19 protein-coding genes and 4 tRNA genes are annotated in these 18,789 nt (G+C 70.6%); 8 read left to right on the forward strand and 15 right to left on the reverse strand.

Annotation, left to right across the window (positions count from 1 at the left end):
• Positions 1-95: 95 nt before the first annotated feature.
• From rpoB to ACF068_RS04020, 8 genes are all read right to left on the reverse strand, one after another.
• On the reverse strand, positions 96-3,581 hold the full coding sequence (rpoB, locus tag ACF068_RS03985) for a DNA-directed RNA polymerase subunit beta (RefSeq protein WP_392272535.1): 3,486 nt from the start codon (positions 3,579-3,581) through the stop codon (positions 96-98).
• A 538-nt stretch (positions 3,582-4,119) separates the two neighbouring features.
• On the reverse strand, positions 4,120-4,506 hold the full coding sequence (rplL, locus tag ACF068_RS03990; RefSeq protein WP_064069962.1) for a 50S ribosomal protein L7/L12: 387 nt from the start codon (positions 4,504-4,506) through the stop codon (positions 4,120-4,122).
• Between the two features lie 114 nt (positions 4,507-4,620).
• Entirely contained in the window at positions 4,621-5,151 is a 531-nt protein-coding gene (rplJ, locus tag ACF068_RS03995; RefSeq protein ID WP_064069963.1) for a 50S ribosomal protein L10, read from the reverse strand.
• Between the two features lie 567 nt (positions 5,152-5,718).
• The gene (gene rplA, locus ACF068_RS04000) at positions 5,719-6,447 is read right to left on the reverse strand and encodes a 50S ribosomal protein L1 (protein WP_392272536.1); all 729 of its coding nucleotides are present in this window, start codon (positions 6,445-6,447) and stop codon (positions 5,719-5,721) included.
• Between the two features lie 80 nt (positions 6,448-6,527).
• Complete coding sequence (rplK, locus tag ACF068_RS04005; RefSeq protein ID WP_392272537.1) at positions 6,528-6,962, reverse strand: 50S ribosomal protein L11; 435 nt, start codon at positions 6,960-6,962, stop codon at positions 6,528-6,530.
• 159 nt (positions 6,963-7,121) lie between these two features.
• Complete coding sequence (gene nusG, locus ACF068_RS04010; protein ID WP_392272538.1) at positions 7,122-8,027, reverse strand: transcription termination/antitermination protein NusG; 906 nt, start codon at positions 8,025-8,027, stop codon at positions 7,122-7,124.
• Between the two features lie 76 nt (positions 8,028-8,103).
• Complete coding sequence (gene secE, locus ACF068_RS04015) at positions 8,104-8,391, reverse strand: preprotein translocase subunit SecE (RefSeq protein WP_392272539.1); 288 nt, start codon at positions 8,389-8,391, stop codon at positions 8,104-8,106.
• 102 nt (positions 8,392-8,493) lie between these two features.
• Positions 8,494-8,566 (reverse strand) — tRNA-Trp (locus ACF068_RS04020).
• A 194-nt stretch (positions 8,567-8,760) separates the two neighbouring features.
• Here ACF068_RS04020 and ACF068_RS04025 point away from each other — a divergent pair.
• Together ACF068_RS04025 and ACF068_RS04030 are read left to right on the forward strand one after the other, a co-directional pair.
• Positions 8,761-9,987 carry a pyridoxal phosphate-dependent aminotransferase gene (locus ACF068_RS04025; protein ID WP_392272540.1) on the forward strand — a complete coding sequence of 409 codons (1,227 nt, stop codon included), beginning with the start codon at positions 8,761-8,763 and terminating at the stop codon, positions 9,985-9,987.
• A gap of 122 nt (positions 9,988-10,109) precedes the next feature.
• Positions 10,110-11,141 (forward strand): adenosine deaminase, encoded by a 1,032-nt coding sequence (locus tag ACF068_RS04030; RefSeq protein WP_392272541.1) that lies wholly within the window; start codon positions 10,110-10,112, stop codon positions 11,139-11,141.
• A 24-nt stretch (positions 11,142-11,165) separates the two neighbouring features.
• Here ACF068_RS04030 and ACF068_RS04035 read toward each other — a convergent pair whose 3' ends face one another.
• From ACF068_RS04035 to ACF068_RS04060, 6 genes are all read right to left on the reverse strand, one after another.
• Positions 11,166-12,221, reverse strand: coding sequence for a UDP-N-acetylmuramate dehydrogenase (locus ACF068_RS04035; RefSeq protein WP_392272542.1), 1,056 nt, complete (start codon positions 12,219-12,221; stop codon positions 11,166-11,168).
• 110 nt (positions 12,222-12,331) lie between these two features.
• On the reverse strand, positions 12,332-12,760 hold the full coding sequence (locus tag ACF068_RS04040) for a MaoC family dehydratase (RefSeq protein WP_392272543.1): 429 nt from the start codon (positions 12,758-12,760) through the stop codon (positions 12,332-12,334).
• Between the two features lie 4 nt (positions 12,761-12,764).
• Positions 12,765-13,220, reverse strand: coding sequence for a MaoC family dehydratase N-terminal domain-containing protein (locus ACF068_RS04045; RefSeq protein ID WP_392272544.1), 456 nt, complete (start codon positions 13,218-13,220; stop codon positions 12,765-12,767).
• A gap of 85 nt (positions 13,221-13,305) precedes the next feature.
• Positions 13,306-13,470 (reverse strand): 50S ribosomal protein L33, encoded by a 165-nt coding sequence (rpmG, locus tag ACF068_RS04050; protein WP_003948671.1) that lies wholly within the window; start codon positions 13,468-13,470, stop codon positions 13,306-13,308.
• A gap of 88 nt (positions 13,471-13,558) precedes the next feature.
• A tRNA-Met gene (locus tag ACF068_RS04055) sits at positions 13,559-13,631 on the reverse strand.
• Positions 13,632-13,675: 44 nt separating this feature from the next.
• A tRNA-Thr gene (locus ACF068_RS04060) sits at positions 13,676-13,748 on the reverse strand.
• Positions 13,749-14,107: 359 nt separating this feature from the next.
• Here ACF068_RS04060 and ACF068_RS04065 point away from each other — a divergent pair.
• Genes ACF068_RS04065 through ACF068_RS04075 form a run of 3 tightly spaced genes read left to right on the forward strand, consistent with a single transcriptional unit; the run spans position 14,108 to position 16,528 of the window.
• Positions 14,108-15,340, forward strand: a complete 1,233-nt coding sequence (locus tag ACF068_RS04065; RefSeq protein WP_392272545.1) for a hydrolase — start codon at positions 14,108-14,110, stop codon at positions 15,338-15,340.
• Between the two features lie 34 nt (positions 15,341-15,374).
• Positions 15,375-16,031 (forward strand): SDR family oxidoreductase, encoded by a 657-nt coding sequence (locus ACF068_RS04070; RefSeq protein ID WP_392272546.1) that lies wholly within the window; start codon positions 15,375-15,377, stop codon positions 16,029-16,031.
• Entirely contained in the window at positions 16,028-16,528 is a 501-nt protein-coding gene (locus ACF068_RS04075) for a GyrI-like domain-containing protein (RefSeq protein WP_392272547.1), read from the forward strand. Before ACF068_RS04070 ends, ACF068_RS04075 begins: the two co-directional genes overlap by 4 nt.
• Positions 16,529-16,609: 81 nt before the next feature.
• Here the strand turns inward: ACF068_RS04075 and ACF068_RS04080 are convergent.
• Positions 16,610-16,691 (reverse strand) — tRNA-Tyr (locus ACF068_RS04080).
• 204 nt (positions 16,692-16,895) lie between these two features.
• Here ACF068_RS04080 and ACF068_RS04085 point away from each other — a divergent pair.
• The 3 genes from ACF068_RS04085 to ACF068_RS04095 all read left to right on the forward strand — a co-directional run bounded on the left by ACF068_RS04085 (position 16,896) and on the right by ACF068_RS04095 (position 18,769).
• Positions 16,896-17,384: a YajQ family cyclic di-GMP-binding protein gene (locus tag ACF068_RS04085; protein WP_064069978.1), complete on the forward strand. Its 489-nt coding sequence runs from the start codon at positions 16,896-16,898 to the stop codon at positions 17,382-17,384.
• 180 nt (positions 17,385-17,564) lie between these two features.
• A complete protein-coding gene (locus ACF068_RS04090; RefSeq protein WP_392272548.1) occupies positions 17,565-18,065 on the forward strand; it encodes a methylated-DNA--[protein]-cysteine S-methyltransferase in 501 nt (166 codons plus the stop codon).
• A 17-nt stretch (positions 18,066-18,082) separates the two neighbouring features.
• On the forward strand, positions 18,083-18,769 hold the full coding sequence (locus tag ACF068_RS04095; protein WP_392272693.1) for an alpha-ketoglutarate-dependent dioxygenase AlkB family protein: 687 nt from the start codon (positions 18,083-18,085) through the stop codon (positions 18,767-18,769).
• Positions 18,770-18,789 lie beyond the last annotated feature (20 nt).

Consider the following 18,789-nt stretch of genomic DNA (forward strand, 5'->3'; position numbering starts at 1 on the left):
ATGCGTCAATCCCTCTCAGGGTTTGAGTCTCAATCATGGTCTGTACGGGTCCGGGGCAGGGCCGGGGCCTCACGAGGAGGCCCCGGCCAGACCCGTCAGACCTCTTCGACGCTGCTCGGCTCGCGCCGGGACAGGTCGATACCGAGCTCTTCCGCAGCGCGGAAGACGTCCTCGTCGGTGTCGCGCATCTCGATGGACATGCCGTCCGAGGACAGCACCTCCACGTTGAGGCACAGGGACTGCATCTCCTTGATGAGCACCTTGAAGGACTCGGGGATGCCGGGCTCGGGGATGTTCTCGCCCTTGACGATGGCCTCGTAGACCTTCACGCGGCCGGTGACGTCGTCGGACTTGATGGTCAGCAGCTCCTGGAGGGCGTATGCGGCGCCGTAAGCCTCCAGCGCCCACACCTCCATCTCACCGAAGCGCTGGCCACCGAACTGAGCCTTACCACCCAGCGGCTGCTGGGTGATCATCGAGTACGGACCGGTCGAACGCGCGTGCAGCTTGTCGTCGACCAGGTGGTGGAGCTTGAGGATGTACATGTACCCGACCGAGATCGGGTCCGGGAACGGCTCACCGGAGCGGCCGTCGAACAGGCGCGCCTTACCGGTCGGGAGGACCATGCGGTCCCCGTCGCGGTTCGGGATCGTGTGCTGGAGCAGGCCGGCCAGCTCGTCCTCACGCGCACCGTCGAAGACGGGGGTGGCGACGTTGGTACCGGGCTCCACCTTGTCGGCGCCGATCACCTGGAGACGCTGCGCCCACTCTTCCGCGAGGCCGGAGACGTCCCAGCCGCGGCTGGCGAGCCAGCCGAGGTGGATCTCCAGGACCTGTCCCGGGTTCATTCGGGACGGGACACCCAGCGGGTTGAGGATGATGTCGACCGGGGTGCCGTCCTCCAGGAACGGCATGTCCTCGATCGGCAGGATCTTGGAGATGACACCCTTGTTGCCGTGACGGCCGGCGAGCTTGTCACCGTCGGTGATCTTGCGCTTCTGCGCGACGTACACGCGCACGAGCTGGTTCACACCGGGGGGAAGCTCGTCGCCCTCCTCGCGGTCGAAGACGCGGACGCCGATGACCTTGCCGGTCTCGCCGTGCGGCACCTTCAGCGAGGTGTCACGGACCTCACGGGCCTTCTCACCGAAGATCGCGCGGAGCAGGCGCTCCTCCGGCGTCAGCTCGGTCTCACCCTTGGGCGTGACCTTGCCGACGAGGATGTCGCCGGCGACGACCTCGGCACCGATACGGATGATGCCGCGCTCGTCGAGGTCGGCGAGGACCTCCTCGGAGACGTTCGGGATGTCCCGGGTGATCTCCTCCGGGCCGAGCTTGGTGTCACGGGCGTCGACCTCGTGCTCCTCGATGTGGATCGAGGAGAGGACGTCGTCCTGCACGAGGCGCTGCGACAGGATGATCGCGTCCTCGTAGTTGTGACCCTCCCACGGCATGAACGCGACCAGCAGGTTCTTGCCGAGCGCCATCTCACCGTTCTCGGTGGCGGGGCCGTCGGCGAGGACCTGGCCCTCGATCACCCGGTCGCCCTCGGAGACGACGACCTTCTGGTTGACCGAGGTGCCCTGGTTGGAGCGGGAGAACTTGGCGACGCGGTACGTGGTGTACGTGCCGTCGTCGTTGGCGACGGTGATGTAGTCGGCCGAGACCTCCTGGATCACACCGTCCTTCTCGGCCTTGATGACGTCGCCGGCGTCGGTGGCACAGCGGTACTCCATGCCGGTGCCGACCAGCGGCGCCTCCGCCTTGATGAGCGGAACGGCCTGGCGCATCATGTTCGCGCCCATGAGGGCACGGTTGGCGTCGTCGTGCTCGAGGAACGGGATCATGGCGGTCGCGACCGACACCATCTGGCGCGGCGAGACGTCCATGTAGTCCACGTCGTCGGGCGCGACGTAGTCGACCTCGCCGCCACGGCGGCGGACCAGCACGCGGGCCTCGGCGAACCGGAGCTCGTCGGTCAGCGGCGCGTTGGCCTGGGCGATGACGAAGCGGTCCTCCTCGTCGGCGGTCAGGTAGTCCACCTCGTCGGTGACCTGACCCTCGACGACCTTGCGGTACGGCGTCTCGACGAAGCCGAACGCGTTGACGCGGCCGTACGAGGCGAGCGAACCGATCAGACCGATGTTCGGGCCTTCGGGGGTCTCGATCGGGCACATGCGTCCGTAGTGGGACGGGTGCACGTCTCGGACCTCGAAGCCGGCCCGCTCACGGGACAGACCACCCGGGCCGAGCGCGGACAGACGACGCTTGTGCGTCAGCCCGGACAGCGGGTTGTTCTGGTCCATGAACTGCGACAGCTGGCTGGTGCCGAAGAACTCCTTGATGGAGGCGACGACCGGCCGGATGTTGATCAGGGTCTGCGGCGTGATCGCCTCGACGTCCTGGGTCGTCATGCGCTCGCGGACGACGCGCTCCATCCGGGCCAGGCCCGTGCGGACCTGGTTCTGGATGAGCTCGCCGACGTTGCGCAGACGACGGTTGCCGAAGTGGTCGATGTCGTCGGTCTCGACGACGATCTGCGTGCCGTTCTCGCCGACCGTCTCGGTCTCGCCCGCGTGGAGCTTCACCAGGTACTTGATGGTGGCGATGATGTCGTCGGTGGTCAGGACACCGGCGTCCAGCGGCTCGTCGGCGCCGAGCTTCTTGTTCACCTTGTAGCGGCCGACCTTGGCGAGGTCGTAGCGCTTGGGGTTGAAGTAGAGGTTCTCGAGCAGCGTCTGAGCGGCCTCGCGCGTCGGCGGCTCACCCGGGCGCAGCTTGCGGTAGATGTCGAGCAGCGCGTCGTCCTGGCCCTGGGTGTGGTCCTTCTCCAGGGTGGCGCGCATGGACTCGTACTCGCCGAACTCCTGGAGGATCTGCTCGGTGGTCCAGCCGAGCGCCTTGAGGAGGACGGTGACGGACTGCTTGCGCTTGCGGTCGATGCGGACACCGACCATGTCGCGCTTGTCGATCTCCATCTCCAGCCAGGCACCCCGGGACGGGATGATCTTGGCGGAGAAGATGTCCTTGTCGGACGTCTTGTCGATGGAGGAGTCGAAGTAGACACCCGGCGAGCGGACGAGCTGCGACACCACGACACGCTCGGTGCCGTTGATGACGAAGGTGCCCTTGTTGGTCATGAGCGGGAAGTCGCCCATGAAGACCGTCTGGGACTTGATCTCGCCGGTCTCGTTGTTGGTGAACTCGGCCGTGACGAAGAGCGGCGCGGCGTACGTGAAGTCGCGCTCCTTGCACTCGTCGATCGAGTTCTTGGGGGGCTCGAAGCGGTGGTCGCGGAAAGTCAGCGACATCGACCCGGAGAAGTCCTCGATCGGCGAGATCTCCTCGAAGATCTCCTCCAGACCGGACTTGGTGGGAACGTCCTGTCCGGATTCCAGAGCCGCCTCGACACGAGCCTTCCACGCGGCGTTGCCGAGCAGCCAGTCAAAGCTCTCGGTCTGCAGCGCGAGGAGGTTCGGAACCTCGAGGGGCTCCTTGATCTTTGCAAAGGAGATGCGCAGCGGGGCGGTGCTTGCGCCGTTGTTCGTATTCGCGGTCGAGGCGTTGCGCGAGGCGGCCAAGAGGGGGTCCTTCCGAGGGCTCGGACTCACTACGCGCGTACCGGTCCCACGCCGGACACGGAGACAGACTTCCTGATGTCAGCCAAAAGGCCAGGTCAGGAGGCTCGGTCAACTGTGCTCTTGCGAGGGTATGCCCCTGGTGACGGGCAGGGGGCAGCTAACAGGCAGCGCAAAGGGTCAGTGTAGCCACTTGGCCCACTGATGTCCAGGGCGAGTAATTCGCGACCCTCGTTGTTCTCAACTCCGCGGCACCTCGCGCCGTTGGCGCACATCGATACTGCCCGTTCGGCCGTCGATCCATGCCTCGGATCCGGATCGTTGACGGCGCGTCCTGAGAATTGCGCGCGACGTGGCGTTCGTCAAGGCCCCCGGCCGAGTGGGGCCCCGAGGGGCGCACGGCGAAGATCACCATACTCCGCGCTGGGCTCAGCGCAAGGCAGGCGTTCCGGCAACGCCGAAGGGCGACCACCCGGATGGGTGATCGCCCTTCTGAGCGCCCTGTGAGGGGCGCTGAGCGAGTCAGGAGACTCGCGAGGTGTTACTTGACCTCGACGGAGGCGCCGGCGGCCTTGAGGGACTCGGCGGCCTTCTCGGCGGCGTCCTTGGCGACCTTCTCGAGGACGGGCTTCGGGGTGCCGTCGACGAGGTCCTTGGCCTCCTTCAGGCCCAGGGAGGTCAGCTCACGCACGACCTTGATGACCTGGATCTTCTTGTCACCGGCGCCGGTGAGGATGACGTCGAACTCGTCCTTCTCCTCGACGGCCTCGGCGGCACCGGCACCGGCGCCACCGGCGGCGGCAACGGCCACGGGGGCGGCGGCGGTGACGTCGAACTTCTCCTCGAACGCCGAAACGAACGCGGCGAGCTCGATGAGGGTCATCTCCTCGAACTGCGCGAGCAGGTCTTCCTGAGACAGCTTCGCCATGATGGCGGTCCTTCCACTAATTCGGCTGGTGCCGGGTGTACATGTGAGGCGGGCGTACGTTGGGCCCGCTGCGACCGTCGCCCCTAGGGGGCCACGATCAATGCGCGAGCCGAATTACTCGGCACCGCCCTGCTCGGCCTGCTTGGCACGGAGCGCGTCCACGGTGCGGACGAGCTTCGAGGGAAGCGCCTGGAAGAGCGCGGCAGCCTGGGACTGCTTGCCCTTCATGGCGCCCGCCAGCTTGGCGAGCAGAACCTCGCGGGACTCGAGGTCCGCAAGCTTCTTGATCTCATCGGCGGACAGCGCCTTGCCGTCAAGGACACCGCCCTTGATGATCAGGTTGGGGTTCTCCTTGGCGAAGTCACGAAGACCCTTCGCCGACGTCACCGGGTCACCGGTGATGAAGGCAACCGCCGTCGGACCAGCGAACTGGTCGTCGAGCGAGGTGATCCCGGCCTCGTTGGCCGCAATCTTGGTCAGCGTGTTCTTCACCACGGCGTACTGGGCGTTCTCACCGAGCGAACGGCGCAGCTGCTTGAGCTGTGCCACGGTGAGACCGCGGTACTCGGTCAGCACGGCGGCGTTCGAGCTGCGGAACTTGTCCGTCAGCTCGGCAACCGCAGCAGACTTGTCGGGCCTCGCCATGAGCCTCGGCCTCCTTCCGGGTGATTCGGACCGCATGGGCTGAAGGAAGGAGACTGGGCAAAACGAAACGCCCCGGCGCAGGCGCACGGGGCGTGACTCGACCGACCGGGCTCCTTGCGGAGCGATGTCGGGAGTTCATCCACAGTCACCTGCGCGGGTCGTCCGCAGCTAGCGGATCCTTCGGCCGCCGCGACTCTGACGAGCGCAGCAACGACCAGCGGTCTTTGGCTTCTGTGGAAGAGTACGGGACCTCCCGGACGTCAAGCAAATCGGCTCCGCCCGACCGCCCCCGCGCCCCGCCCCCGGGAGCCGGCCAGGGCTCCGCAAGGCCCCGGCCGGGCCCTCGGGACCCCTCAGGGCCCGGCCGGGGCCGGGGAGGGGCCGACAAAGGCACCCGGAGGCCGTCCGGGTCCGAGCAGGCGCCCGGAGGCACGTCCCGGGCCCGCGAGACAGCGGCGGGGGCCTCGGAGGGGCCGAGCCGGGGTGCGGGAACGCGGCCGGCCCCCGCCGCTCCGGAGAGCTGCGGGGGCCGGCTTCAGCACGCGAGACCCGCGACTGCCGTCAGGTTCAGACGGCGGCCGGGTCCTCCTCGACGAGGAGGTTGCGGGTGCGGTTGGCGTCCAGCGGGATGCCGGGGCCCATCGTCGTGGTGAGGGTCGCCTTCTTGATGTAGCGGCCCTTCGCGGCGGACGGCTTCAGACGGAGGATCTCCTCCAGCGCCGCCGCGTAGTTCTCGACCAGCTTCGTCTCGTCGAAGGAAACCTTGCCGATGATGAAGTGCAGGTTCGAGTGCTTGTCGACGCGGAACTCGATCTTGCCGCCCTTGATCTCGTTGACGGCCTTCGCGACATCCATGGTGACGGTGCCGGTCTTCGGGTTCGGCATCAGACCACGCGGGCCGAGGACGCGGCCGAGGCGGCCGACCTTGCCCATGAGGTCCGGGGTGGCGACGACCGCGTCGAACTCGTTCAGGCGGTTGCCCTTGGAGATCTCGTCGATCAGTTCGTCGGAGCCGACGATGTCGGCGCCCGCGGCTTCCGCGGCCGCAGCACGGTCACCGGTCGCGAAGACCAGGACCCGGGCGGTCTTACCGGTGCCGTGCGGAAGGTTCACGGTGCCACGGACCATCTGGTCGGCCTTGCGCGGGTCAACGCCCAGGCGGAAGGCGACCTCGACGGTGCCGTCGAACTTGGTGGCGGCGGTGTCCTTGGCGAGACGGACGGCCTCGAGGGGAGCGTAGTTACGCTCCCGGTCGACCTTGGCGTCCGCGCCGCGGAGTGCCTTGCTGCGCTTCACTGCTTCTCCTGGTGTGGTTCAGGTGTGGAGTCGTGGTCCGGGCCAGCGCGTGGCCCTCCCACAGGTCGTACGGGGGCTGCTCAGCCCTCGACCGTGATGCCCATGGAGCGGGCGGTGCCGGCGATGATCTTCGCGGCGGCGTCCAGGTCGTTGGCGTTGAGGTCGGGCAGCTTGACCGAGGCGATCTCGCGGACCTGGGCGCTCGTGAGCTTGGCGACCTTGGTCTTGTGCGGCTCGCCGGAGCCCTTGTCCACACCCGCGGCCTTGAGGATCAGCTTGGCGGCCGGCGGAGTCTTGGTGATGAAGGTGAAGGAACGGTCCTCGTAGACCGTGATCTCCACCGGCACGACCATGCCACGCTGCGACTCGGTCGCGGCGTTGTAGGCCTTGCAGAACTCCATGATGTTGACGCCGTGCTGACCCAGGGCGGGGCCGACCGGCGGAGCCGGGTTGGCCGCGCCGGCCTGGATCTGGAGCTTGATAAGCCCCGTGACCTTCTTCTTCTTGGGAGGCATTGCTCTCTCCGGGTCCTAGTGAGAGTTTTCAGCCGCCATCCGACGTCATCCGGATGGAGGCATACCGCACAACGATAACGGGTATCCATGCGCGGCCAAAAACCGAGCAGGTCAGAACGGGCGTCAAGCCCGGTCTGACCTGTTCGGAAACCTATGGGATCAGTTCTTCTGGATCTGGTCGAAGCTCAGCTCGACCGGGGTCTCGCGGCCGAAGATCTCGACGAGGCCCTTGACCTTCTTCGAGTCGGCGTTGATCTCGTTGATCGTGGCCTGGAGGGTGGCGAACGGGCCGTCCGTGACGGTGACCGAGTCGCCGACCTCGAAGTCCAGCACCTGGACCTCGACCTTGCGGGCCGGAGCCGGCTTGCCCTCGGCCTCGGCGGCCTCGCGGGCGGCCTTCTCCTCGGCCTCGGGGGCGAGCATCTTGACGATCTCGTCCAGCGTCAGCGGGTACGGGTCGTAGGCGTTGCCCACGAAGCCGGTGACACCGGGGGTGTTGCGGACGACGCCCCAGGACTCGTTCGTCAGGTCCATGCGGACGAGCACGTAACCGGGCAGCTTGTTCTGCCGGACGTTCTTGCGCTCGCCGTTCTTGATCTGGACGATCTCTTCCTCGGGGACCTCGGCCTGGTAGATGAAGTCCTCGACGTTCAGCGAGACGGCACGCTGCTCCAGGTTGGCCTTCACGCGCTTCTCGTAGCCCGCGTAGGTGTGGATGACGTACCACTCGCCGGGCAGACCGCGCAGCTCGTCGCGGAGCGCGGCGACCGGGTCGACCGGAGCCGCCGGCTCCTCCTCGGCCCCGCCGTCCTCGTCCTCGTCCTCGACCTCGGCCTCGACCTCGTCCGTGGCGGCGTCGGCCTCGGCGGGCTCGCCCTCCTCGACGGTCAGGTCGGCCTCGAGGGGCTCCTCGTCCGCGCCCTCGGCCTCGGCCTCGAGGCGGAGCGCGGCCTCTTCGGCGGCCTCGCCGACAGCGGCGTCCGCAGCTTCCGCCTGGTCCTCGTCGGCCGCCTCGACGACGTCGAGCTCGTCCTGGGCGGACTCGTTCAGGTTCGGGTCAGACACGGTGGCTGCTTCTTCCTGGATACAGATGGGGTGGAACATGCGAAAAGGGGCGCCGGGGTGGGCGCCCTCCGCGGGATCAGCCGAAGACGTACTTGACTGCTTCCTGGAAGCCGAAGTCAATCACGGTCACCAGACCGATCATGATCACGACGAAGACGATGACGACGGTCGTGTACGTCGTCAACTGGCCGCGAGTCGGCCACACGACCTTGCGCAGCTCGGCGACGATCTGCCGGTAGAAGAGCGCGAGACGGCCCAGCGGGCCCTTCTTTCCGCGCTTGCCGCCCTTGCGGCCCTTCTTCTTCGACTCCTGTGCTTCGTCCTCGGCATCAGGCATGTCGATGGAGCCTACGGCATCCGTCACGTCTCTCACCTGATTCCGGGTCGGCCGTGCCGCGCCCGGGTGGAGCCGCACGGCGGTGCAATGAAGTACATACCTGCGCACACAACCTGGCGGTGTGTGTAGCAGGGCCGGAGGGACTTGAACCCCCAACCGCCGGTTTTGGAGACCGGTGCTCTACCAATTGAGCTACGACCCTCTGTCGTTCTCCCCCAACCTACCGCATCCCAGGAGGTGGTCGGTGAGGGCCAACGAGCAGAGAGTGTACGTGGTCAGCGGCGCCGCGTCGAACAGAAAGCTCCTGACACGGCCCGCGCACCCCGCTTCCGTCCCGCCGTCCGCACGCCGGAACGCGCGTGCCGCGCCCTTTACGGGTCTGGGACCATGGGCCGCATGAGCGCTGCAACCCCTCCCACCGAGCGCCGGGTCTCCGCCCGAGTCGGCGCGATCTCCGAGTCCGCGACCCTCGCCGTGGACGCCAAGGCCAAGGCCCTCAAGGCCGCCGGGCGTCCGGTGATCGGCTTCGGCGCGGGTGAGCCCGACTTCCCGACCCCCGACTACATCGTCGAGGCCGCGGTCGAGGCCTGCCGCAACCCGAAGTACCACCGCTACACGCCGGCCGGGGGCCTGCCCGAGCTGAAGGCCGCCATCGCGGCCAAGACGCTGCGGGACTCCGGTTACGAGGTCGACGCCTCCCAGGTGCTGGTGACCAACGGCGGCAAGCAGGCGATCTACGAGGCGTTCGCCGCCATCCTGGACCCGGGCGACGAGGTCATCGTCCCGGCCCCGTACTGGACGACGTACCCCGAGTCGATCCGGCTCGCGGGCGGCGTCCCGGTGGAGGTGGTCGCCGACGAGACCACCGGCTACCGGGTGTCCGTGGAGCAGCTCGAGGCGGCCCGCACCGAGCGGACGAAGGTGGTCCTGTTCGTCTCGCCGTCCAACCCGACCGGCGCGGTCTACACCGAGGCCGACGCCGAGGCCATCGGCCGCTGGGCCGTGGAGCACGGCCTGTGGGTGATGACCGACGAGATCTACGAGCACCTGGTGTACGGCGACGCCACGTTCACCTCGCTGCCGGCGATCCTGCCGGAGCTGCGGGACAAGTGCGTCGTGGTCAACGGCGTCGCCAAGACGTACGCCATGACCGGCTGGCGCGTGGGGTGGATCATCGGCCCGAAGGACGTGGTGAAGGCCGCGACGAACCTCCAGTCGCACGCCACCTCCAACGTGTCGAACGTCGCACAGGCCGCCGCGCTGGCCGCCGTCTCGGGCAGCCTGGACGCGGTGGCTCGGATGCGGGCCGCGTTCGACCGCCGCCGCCAGACCATGGTGCGGATGCTCAACGAGATCGAGGGCGTCTACTGCCCGACCCCGGAGGGCGCCTTCTACGCGTACCCGTCCGTGAAGGGGCTGCTGGGCAAGGAGATCCGCGGCAAGCGTCCGCGGACGTCCGTGGAGCTGGCCGCGCTGATCCTGGACGAGGCCGAGGTGGCGGTCGTCCCGGGCGAGGCGTTCGGCACGCCGGGCTACCTGCGGCTGTCGTACGCGCTGGGCGACCAGGATCTGGTCGAGGGCGTGTCGCGGATGCAGAAGCTGCTGGCGGAAGCGCGCGACTGAGGCGTACGGGCACGAAGGCGAAGCGGGTTCCGGACTCACCGGGGCCCGCTTTTCCGTTCCCCGGGGCACCCGATCGGTGAAAGGGTCTCCCGCGCGGGCGGCGGTTTTGGCAAGATCCCTCAATGGAGCACGTACGAGACCTGCGGCTGTTGCCCAAAGCCCATCTGCACCTGCACTTCACCGGGTCGATGCGGCCCGGGACCCTGCTGGAGCTCGCCGACAAGTACGGCGTCCATCTGCCCGAGGCGCTGACCGGCGGCGAGCCGCCGCAGCTACGGGCCACCGACGAGCGGGGCTGGTTCCGCTTCCAGCGGCTGTACGACATCGCCCGGTCCTGCCTCCGGGAGCCCGAGGACATCCGGCGGCTGGTGCGCGAGACGGCCGAGGAGGACGTCAGGGACGGGTCGGGGTGGCTGGAGATCCAGGTGGACCCGACCTCGTACGCCCCTCGTCTGGGGGGTCTGATCCCGGCGCTGGAGATCATCCTGGACGCGGTGGAGAGCGCCTCCCGGGAGACGGGGCTCGGGATGCGGGTCCTGGTGGCCGCGAACCGGATGAAGCACCCGCTGGACGCCCGTACGCTCGCCCGGCTCGCGGTGCGTTACGCGGACCGGGGCGTGGTGGGGTTCGGGCTGTCCAACGACGAGCGGCGCGGGATGGCGCGGGACTTCGACCGGGCGTTCGCGATCGCGCGGGAGGGCGGGCTGCTGGCCGTCCCGCACGGGGGCGAGCTGACGGGTCCGGCGTCCGTGCGGGACTGCCTGGACGACCTGCGGGCGGCGCGCGTCGGGCACGGGGTGCGGGCGGCGGAGGACCCGCGGCTGCTGCGCCGGCTGGCCGAGAAGGGCGTGACGTGCGAGGTGTGCCCGGCGTCGAACGTGGCGCTGGGGGTCTACGAGAAGCACGGGGACGTGCCGCTGCGCACGCTCTTCGAGGCGGGGGTGCCGATGGCCCTGGGCGCGGACGACCCGCTGCTCTTCGGGTCGCGGCTGGCGGCGCAGTACGAGATCGCGCGCGTGCACCACGCGTTCACCGACGGGGAACTGGCGGAGCTGGCCCGCCAGTCCATCCGCGGCTCGGCCGCCCCCGAGGGCGTCAGGGCGAAGCTGCTGGCGGGCGTCGACGACTGGCTGGCGGACGTCCCGGGCGCCTGAGCCGCCCGGGGGGCGTCCGCCGGGTCAGAGGGAGACGCCGACCATGACCGGTTCGTTGACGAGGGTGATGCCGAAGGCGTCGCGCACGCCGGCGACGACTTCGCGGGCGAGGGCCAGGAGGTCCTCGGTGGTGGCGTCGCCGCGGTTGGTCAGGGCCAGGGTGTGCTTGGTGGAGATGCGGGCGGGGCCGGTGCCGTAGCCCTTGGTGAAGCCCGCCCGGTCGATCAGCCAGGCCGCCGAGGTCTTGACCCTGCCGTCGGCGGCCGGGAAGGCGGGCGGGGTGACGTCCGGGCCGAGGCGGTCGTGGACGCGGCCGAGGAACTCCTCGTACTGCCGCTGCTCCAGGATCGGGTTGGTGAAGAAGGAGCCGGCCGACCAGGTGTCGTGGTCCTCGGGGTCCAGGACCATGCCCTTGCCGGCGCGGAGGCCGAGCACCGTCTCGCGGGCGGTGGCGGCCGGGACGCGGTCGCCGGGCTCCACGCCGAGGACGCGGGCCGTCTCGGCGTACCGGACGGGGGCGCTCAGGCCCTGGGCGTCCTCCAGCTCGAAGCGGACGCGGAGCACGACGAACCGGTCGGGTTCGGCCTTGAAGCGGCTGTGGCGGTACGAGAAGTCGCACGCGGCGTTCGGGAGGGTCACCGTCTCGCCGGCGCGGCGGTCGTAGGCCACGACCTCCGTGATGGTGGACGAGACCTCCTGGCCGTACGCCCCCACGTTCTGGATCGGGGTGGCGCCGGCCGAGCCGGGGATCCCGGCCAGGCACTCGATGCCGGCCAGTCCGGCCTCCACCGTGCGGGCCACGGCGTCCGTCCAGACCTCGCCGGCCGCCAGCTCCAGTCGCGTGCCGTCCAGGACGAAGCCCCGGGTGGCGATGCGCAGGGCGGTGCCGTCGAAGCCCTTGTCGCCGATCACCAGGTTGGACCCGCCGCCGATGAGCAGCAGCGGGGTCCCGGTCCGGTCCGCCTCGCGCACGACGGCGACGACCTCGTCGTCGGTCGTGGCCGTGACGAGCCGCACGGCGGGGCCGCCGAGCCGGAAGGTGGTCAACGGGGCGAGGGGGGCGTCATGAAGTTCCTGCACGCGCCCAAGCCTACGGTGCGGTGCCGCCGCCCCCGGCGGCAGCGGGTGCGGGGGGCGCGGTGCGCCGGGGGCCGCGGCGGCGGGGCCGCCGCGGCACCCCGGGTGTCCGGTCAGGCGAGCCGTACGACCGCGCGGGACATGCCCAGCACCTTCTGGCCGGCGCTCATGGCGGTCAGGTCGACGCGCACCCGGTTGTCGTCCAGCTTGGCGGCGACCTTGCCGCTGACCTCGATCAGCGCGCCCGTGTCGTCGTTGGGCACGACGACCGGCTTGGTGAACCGGACCCCGTACTCGACGACGGCCGCCGGGTCGCCGGTCCAGTCGGTCACCACGCGGATCGCCTCGGCCATGGTGAACATGCCATGCGCGATGACGTCCGGCAGCCCGACCTCCTTGGCGAACTTCTCGTTCCAGTGGATCGGGTTGAAGTCCCCGGAGGCGCCCGCGTAGCGCACCAGCGTGGCGCGCGTCACGGGGAAGCTCTGCGCCGGCAGCTCGGTGCCGACCTCGACCTCGTCGTACGCGATCTTCGCGGTCATGGTCTCAGGCCTCCTCTGCGACGGCGCGGGCGACGAGCTTGGTCCAGGCGGTCACCACGTGCTCGCCGGCCTCGTCGTGGACCTCGCCGCGGACGTCCAGGATGTCGTTGCCGGCGAGGGACTTGATCGCCTCGATGGTCGAGGTGACCGTCAGCCGGTCCCCCGCCCGTACCGGCCGGGTGTAGGCGAACTTTTGGTCGCCGTGCACCACCCGGCTGTAGTCCAGCCCGAGCTGCGGGTCGGCGATCACCTCGCCCGCGGCCTTGAACGTGATGGCGAACACGAAGGTCGGCGGCGCGATCACGTCCGGGTGGCCGAGCGCCTTGGCGGCCTCGGTGTCGGTGTACGCCGGATTCGCGTCCCCGACCGCCTCGGCGAATTCGCGGATCTTCTCCCGGCCGACCTCGTACGGCGCGGTGGGCGGATAGGTCCGCCCCACGAAGGACTGATCGAGCGCCATGAACTCGCTACCTCCCTGGATGGGTCTTCGAACAAACGACACGAGGCCGCCCCCTGACGGGGACGGCCTCGTGTACGAGCCTGATTCAGCGCGTTTCGCGGTGCGCGGTGTGCGCGTTGCAGCGCGGGCAGTGCTTCTTCATCTCAAGACGGTCCGGGTTGTTACGCCGGTTCTTCTTGGTGATGTAGTTCCGCTCCTTGCACTCCACGCAGGCCAGCGTGATCTTCGGGCGGACGTCGGTGGCAGCCACGTGAGTGCTCCTTGGACGGACGTTGGACGGATGAACGCATAAAAGAGTAGCCGATCGAAGGACCGACCCCACAATCGGCTACTGTGTGTAGCGGTGACCGGACTTGAACCGGTGACACAGCGATTATGAGCCGCTTGCTCTACCGACTGAGCTACACCGCTTTGATACGGAGTCCCTCACCCGAAGGTGAGGGCTACCGCACCAGAGCCCCAATACGGAATCGAACCGTAGACCTTCTCCTTACCATGGAGACGCTCTGCCGACTGAGCTATTGGGGCGAGCGATGAAGACATTACACGGTCGGCCGCCGTTCGCCCAAATCCGATTCCCGGCGGCTGCCCGGCCCCGCCCCGGACCCACCCCGGACCCACCCCGGACCCCCTTCCCGGGGGGCCGGGAGGCCTTCCGGGAAGGGGGTCCGGACGTCTCGCCGTCCACACCGGCACCCACGTCACACGCGCCACGCGTGCCCCGCGCCGGTACGACTATTCGGCTCCTCCTCGATGCCCGGTCGGACCGCCCCTAGGCTCGCCTCACGCTGTGTGATCGCACCAGTACATCCGCACACCCCCAGGCCCGGCAGCCCCGCCACGGACCGCGCCCGAGCCACCGAGCCCCCGAGCCCGTCAGGAGCCCGATGTCCTCCGACAGCCAGCAGCCGCAGCCGCCCGAGGGCGCCACCGCCGACACCACCGCCCTGCTGCTGTGCGGCGCCCGTCTCACCGACGGCCGGACCGTCGACGTACGGCTCGCCGGCGGGCGCATCGAAGCCGTGGGCACCGCGGGCAGCCTGCCCGCCCACGGAGCCCGCGTCGACCTGGCCGGCTACCTGCTGCTGCCCGCCCCCGCCGAGCCGCACGGACACGCCGACACCGCGCTCAGCGCCGACGGCCCCGGCCCCGTGTCGTACGCCACCGAGGACGTCCAGCGGCGCGCCACCGAGGCCGCGCTGCTCCAGGTCGGGCACGGCGCCACCGCGCTGCGCGCCCATGTGCGCATCGGCGACGTCCAGGGGCTCGGCCCGCTGGAGGCGGTCCTCCAGGCACGGCGGTCGCTGCGCGGACTGGCGGACCTGACGGCGGTGGCCGTGCCGCGGCTGCTGACCGGGGTCGCGGGGGCGGACGGGCTGGCGATGCTGCGCGACGCGGTGAAGATGGGCGCCGGCGTGGTGGGCGGCCGGCCGGACCTGGACCCGGACCCGGCCGGGTACGCGGAGGCCGTGCTGGAGGTGGCGGCCGAGCACGGCTGCGCGGTCGACCTGCACACCGACGGGGACGACCCGGCGCGCCTCGCGCGGCTGGCGGCCATGGCGGGCGGGCTGCGGCCGGGGGTCACCATCGGCCCGTGCGGGGCGCTGGGGCGCCTCCCGGGGGACGCCGCGGGGCGGGCGGCCGACCAGCTCGCGGCGGCCGGGGTGGCGGTGGTGTGCCTGCCGCAGGGCGGCTGCGGCGGTACGGAGGTCAGGGGCGTGGCGCCGGTGCGGCTGCTGCGGGCGGCCGGGGTGCGGGTGGCGGCCGGGAGCGGGGCGCTGCGGGACGTGGCCAACCCGGTGGGGCGGGGCGATCCGCTGGAGGCGGCGTACCTGCTGGCCTCCCAGGGCGGGTTGGGCCCGACGGAGGCGTACCGGGCGGTGAGCGGGGCCGCGCGGGAGGCGATGGGGCTGCCCGCGGTGCGGGTGGAGGCGGGGTTCCCGGCGGAGCTGCTGGCGGTGCGCGGGGAGCGGCTGTCGGGCGTGCTGTCGCTGGCGTACAGCCGGATCGTGGTGCACCGCGGCCGGGTGGTGGCGCGGACCAGCGCGGTGCGGGAGTACTGCGACTCGGCGGCGGCACTCGAACTGCCGCGCCAGGGACGGCCGGACGCCCGTCCGTGAGCGCTTTGCGGCCCGGCGTCGTACGGTCGGGAGCATGCGCATTGTCATCGCTGGAGGACACGGTCAGATCGCCCTGCGGCTGGAGCGGCTGCTCTCGGCGGGCGGGCACGAGGTCGCGGGCATCATCCGCAACCCGGAACAGGCGGACGCCCTGCGCGATGCGGGGGCGGAACCGGTCGTGATGGACCTGGAGTCCGTGACCGTGGAGGCGGTCGCGGGGGCCCTGTCGGGCGCCGACGCGGTGGTCTTCGCGGCGGGCGCCGGCCCGGGCAGCGGCGTCGAGCGCAAGGCCACCGTGGACCGGGGCGCGGCGGTCCTGTGCGCGGACGCGGCGGAGCGGGCGGGAGCGCGGCGCTACGTGGTGGTGTCGTCGATGGGCGCCGACGCGGACCGCGCCGGGGACGAGGTCTTCGACGCGTACCTGCGGGCGAAGGGCGCGGCGGACGACCACGTACGGGCCAAGCGGGGTCTGGACTGGACGATCCTCAGGCCCGGCATGCTGACGAACGACGCGGGCACCGGGCTGGTCCGGCTGGAGGCGTCGACCGGGCGCGGGCCGGTGCCGCGCGACGACGTGGCGGCGGTGCTGGCCGAGCTGGTGGAGACGCCGGCGACGGCGGGGCTGACGCTGGAGCTGGTCAGCGGGTCGGTGCCGGTCTCGGTCGCGGTGAAGGCCGTCGCGGGCGAATGATGTTCCCCGAGCCGGTCGTGGTGGAACGGCCCGAGCGGCCGTACGTCTTCATGCGCCGGTCCGTGACGGCGGAGGGGTTCGCGGAGATCGCCGACCGGCTGCCGGAGCTGGTGGGGTGGCTGGCGGCCCGGGGCATCGAGCGCGCGGGCGCGCCCTTCTTCCGCTTCACGACGGTGGACCCGGCGGGCGAGACCGTCGTCGAGGCCGGCGTTCCGGTCGTGCCGCCGGTGCCCGATCCGGAGGGCGACATCGGTGTGGCGCTGCTCCCGGCCGGCCGCTACGCCACGCTCACCCGCACCGGCCATCCCGACGGGCTGCCCGCCGCGGCGGCCGCGCTGCGCCAGTGGGCCGGCGAGCGGGGGCTGGAGTGGGACATGCGGGTGGTGGACGGCGTCGAGCGCTGGGGCTGCCGGACCGAGTCCTACCGCACGGACCCGCGCGTGGAGCCGGACCCGTCGAAGTGGGAGATCGAGCTGGCCTTCCGGCTGGCCGACTGAACCGCCGGACGTCGGAGGCGTTCCGCGCGTACGAGAACGGCCCCTGATCGCGTTTCCGCAGATCAGGGGCCGTTCATCGCGTGGCGGCGCCAGGATTCGAACCTGGGTAGGCTAAGCCGACGGATTTACAGTCCGCTCCCATTGGCCACTCGGGCACACCGCCATGGGATGTCGCGAGGGGCGTGACCGCTTTTCGGCGGTGCTCCTCGGCAACGACGTAAACGATACCTGATGCCCGGGGGTGCTCCGCCACCGGATTGATCAGCACTCGTGGCGGGTGGCATGGCTAGGCTTTGCGGTGGCGGTCCGGCGAGCCCGGACGTACCTCTACGCACCCCTACGCACGCGACCCAAGGAGCCACAGGACATGGCCGACTCCAGTTTCGACATCGTCTCGAAGGTCGAGCGGCAGGAGGTCGACAACGCCCTCAACCAGGCGGCGAAGGAGATCTCGCAGCGCTACGACTTCAAGAACGTCGGGGCCTCCATCGCCTGGTCCGGCGAGAAGATCCTGATGCAGGCGAACTCCGAGGAGCGGGTGAAGGCCATCCTCGACGTGTTCGAGTCCAAGCTGATCAAGCGCGGTATCTCGCTGAAGTCGCTGGACGCCGGTGAGCCGCAGCTCTCCGGCAAGGAGTACAAGATCTTCGCCTCGATCGAGGAGGGCATCTCCCAGGAGAACGCCAAGAAGGTGGCGAAGATCATCCGCGACGAGGGCCCCAAGGGCGTCAAGGCGCAGGTGCAGGGCGACGAGCTGCGGGTCAGCTCCAAGAGCCGGGACGACCTCCAGGCCGTGATCGCGCTGCTGAAGGGGCAGGACTTCGACTTCGCCCTCCAGTTCGTGAACTACCGGTAGGACCGGGGCGCCGGCGGCCCGGACAGCGGGCGGATCGGGGGCGGACGCGGCTGCGGCCGGTCCGCCCCCGCCCCTGTGCGGGGCCGGCGGGCCGGCGCACCGTCGTGTCCGAATCCCGCCAGCCCCGGGGGCGGGGCGGACCCAGACTGGTGGCGGGGACGCGAGGGAAGGGAACGGATCATGACGCTGTACGCGTACGTCGACGGCCCGCTGGGCGAGATGCTGCTGACCGGCGAGGAGTCCGCGGACGGCGGCCGGACCGCGCTCGCCTCGCTCTCCCTGCCCGGTCAGAAGGGCGGGGCCGTCGTGCGCGAGGGCTGGCGGCACGCGCCCGGGGCGTTCGAGGACGTGGCGGAGCAGCTACGGGCCTATTTCGCGGGCGGGCTGACCCGCTTCGACCTGGTGTACGCCGACGCCGGCACCCCGTTCCAGCGGCGGGTGTGGCGGGCGCTGGAGGAGGTCCCGTACGGCACGACCGTGACGTACGGCGAGATCGCGGCGCGCGTCGGGTCGCCGGGCGTGGGCGTGCGGGCGGTGGGGACCGCGATCGGGCGCAACCCGCTGCTGGTGGTGCGGCCCTGCCACCGGGTGATCGGCGCGGACGGGGCGCTGCGCGGGTACGCGGGCGGTCTGGAGCGCAAGGAGCGGCTGCTGGGGCTGGAAGGCGCGCTCGTACCGTGACGGACGGACTGTTCGCCCTGGGAGACGTCGAGAGCCCGGCGGGGCCGGCGGGGCACCCCCGGGAGCGCGAGCGGGCGGAGATCGCCCCCGGCGCGGTGCACGTGCCGGGCTGGCTGCCGGTGGAGCGCCGGCGGGAACTGGTCGGGGCGTGCCGGGAGTGGGCGCGGGGGCCGGTGCCGATGCGCCGCACGGTGCTGCCGGGCGGGGGCGTGATGTCGGTGCGGACGGTGTGCCTGGGGTGGCACTGGCAGCCGTACCGGTACACGCGGACGGCCGGTGACGTGAACGGCGCCCGGGTGGCCCCGTTCCCCGGCCTGCTGGCGGAGCTGGGGCGGGCGGCGCTGGTGGCGGCGTACGGGGACGGGGCGGCGGACGGCTACGCCCCGGACGCGGCGCTGGTCAACTTCTACGACGGGGCGGCCCGGATGGGCATGCACCAGGACAAGGAGGAACGGTCCGGCGCGCCGGTGGTGTCGCTGAGCATCGGGGACACCTGCGTCTTCCGGTTCGGGAACACCGGGTCGCGGAACCGCCCGTACCGGGACGTGGAGTTGGTGTCGGGCGACCTGTTCGTCTTCGGCGGGCCGTCGCGGTTCGCGTTCCACGGGGTGCCGCGGGTCCTGCCCGGTACGGCCGACCCGGCGAGCGGGCTGCGGTCGGGCCGGCTGAACATCACGCTGCGGGAGACGGGGCTCGCGGACTGACCGCCGTCCCCGGGCGCGGG

It is taken from the genome of Streptomyces sp. NPDC016309, from assembly GCF_043077235.1.
In the GTDB taxonomy this organism is placed as follows: Bacteria; Actinomycetota; Actinomycetes; order Streptomycetales; family Streptomycetaceae; genus Streptomyces.

Bases quoted from the DNA above. Each gene is read 5' to 3' on its own strand.
- ACF068_RS04085 (WP_064069978.1), top strand. From the start codon at position 16,896: ATGGCCGACTCCAGTTTCGACATCGTCTCGAAGGTCGAGCGGCAGGAG.
- rplL (WP_064069962.1), bottom strand. From the start codon at position 4,506: ATGGCGAAGCTGTCTCAGGAAGACCTGCTCGCGCAGTTCGAGGAGATG.
- ACF068_RS04030 (WP_392272541.1), top strand. From the start codon at position 10,110: ATGGAGCACGTACGAGACCTGCGGCTGTTGCCCAAAGCCCATCTGCAC.
- ACF068_RS04090 (WP_392272548.1), top strand. From the start codon at position 17,565: ATGACGCTGTACGCGTACGTCGACGGCCCGCTGGGCGAGATGCTGCTG.
- ACF068_RS04040 (WP_392272543.1), bottom strand. From the start codon at position 12,760: ATGACCGCGAAGATCGCGTACGACGAGGTCGAGGTCGGCACCGAGCTG.
- ACF068_RS04070 (WP_392272546.1), top strand. From the start codon at position 15,375: ATGCGCATTGTCATCGCTGGAGGACACGGTCAGATCGCCCTGCGGCTG.
- ACF068_RS04075 (WP_392272547.1), top strand. From the start codon at position 16,028: ATGATGTTCCCCGAGCCGGTCGTGGTGGAACGGCCCGAGCGGCCGTAC.
- rplK (WP_392272537.1), bottom strand. From the start codon at position 6,962: ATGCCTCCCAAGAAGAAGAAGGTCACGGGGCTTATCAAGCTCCAGATC.
- ACF068_RS04045 (WP_392272544.1), bottom strand. From the start codon at position 13,220: ATGGCGCTCGATCAGTCCTTCGTGGGGCGGACCTATCCGCCCACCGCG.
- ACF068_RS04025 (WP_392272540.1), top strand. From the start codon at position 8,761: ATGAGCGCTGCAACCCCTCCCACCGAGCGCCGGGTCTCCGCCCGAGTC.
- ACF068_RS04065 (WP_392272545.1), top strand. From the start codon at position 14,108: ATGTCCTCCGACAGCCAGCAGCCGCAGCCGCCCGAGGGCGCCACCGCC.
- rplJ (WP_064069963.1), bottom strand. From the start codon at position 5,151: ATGGCGAGGCCCGACAAGTCTGCTGCGGTTGCCGAGCTGACGGACAAG.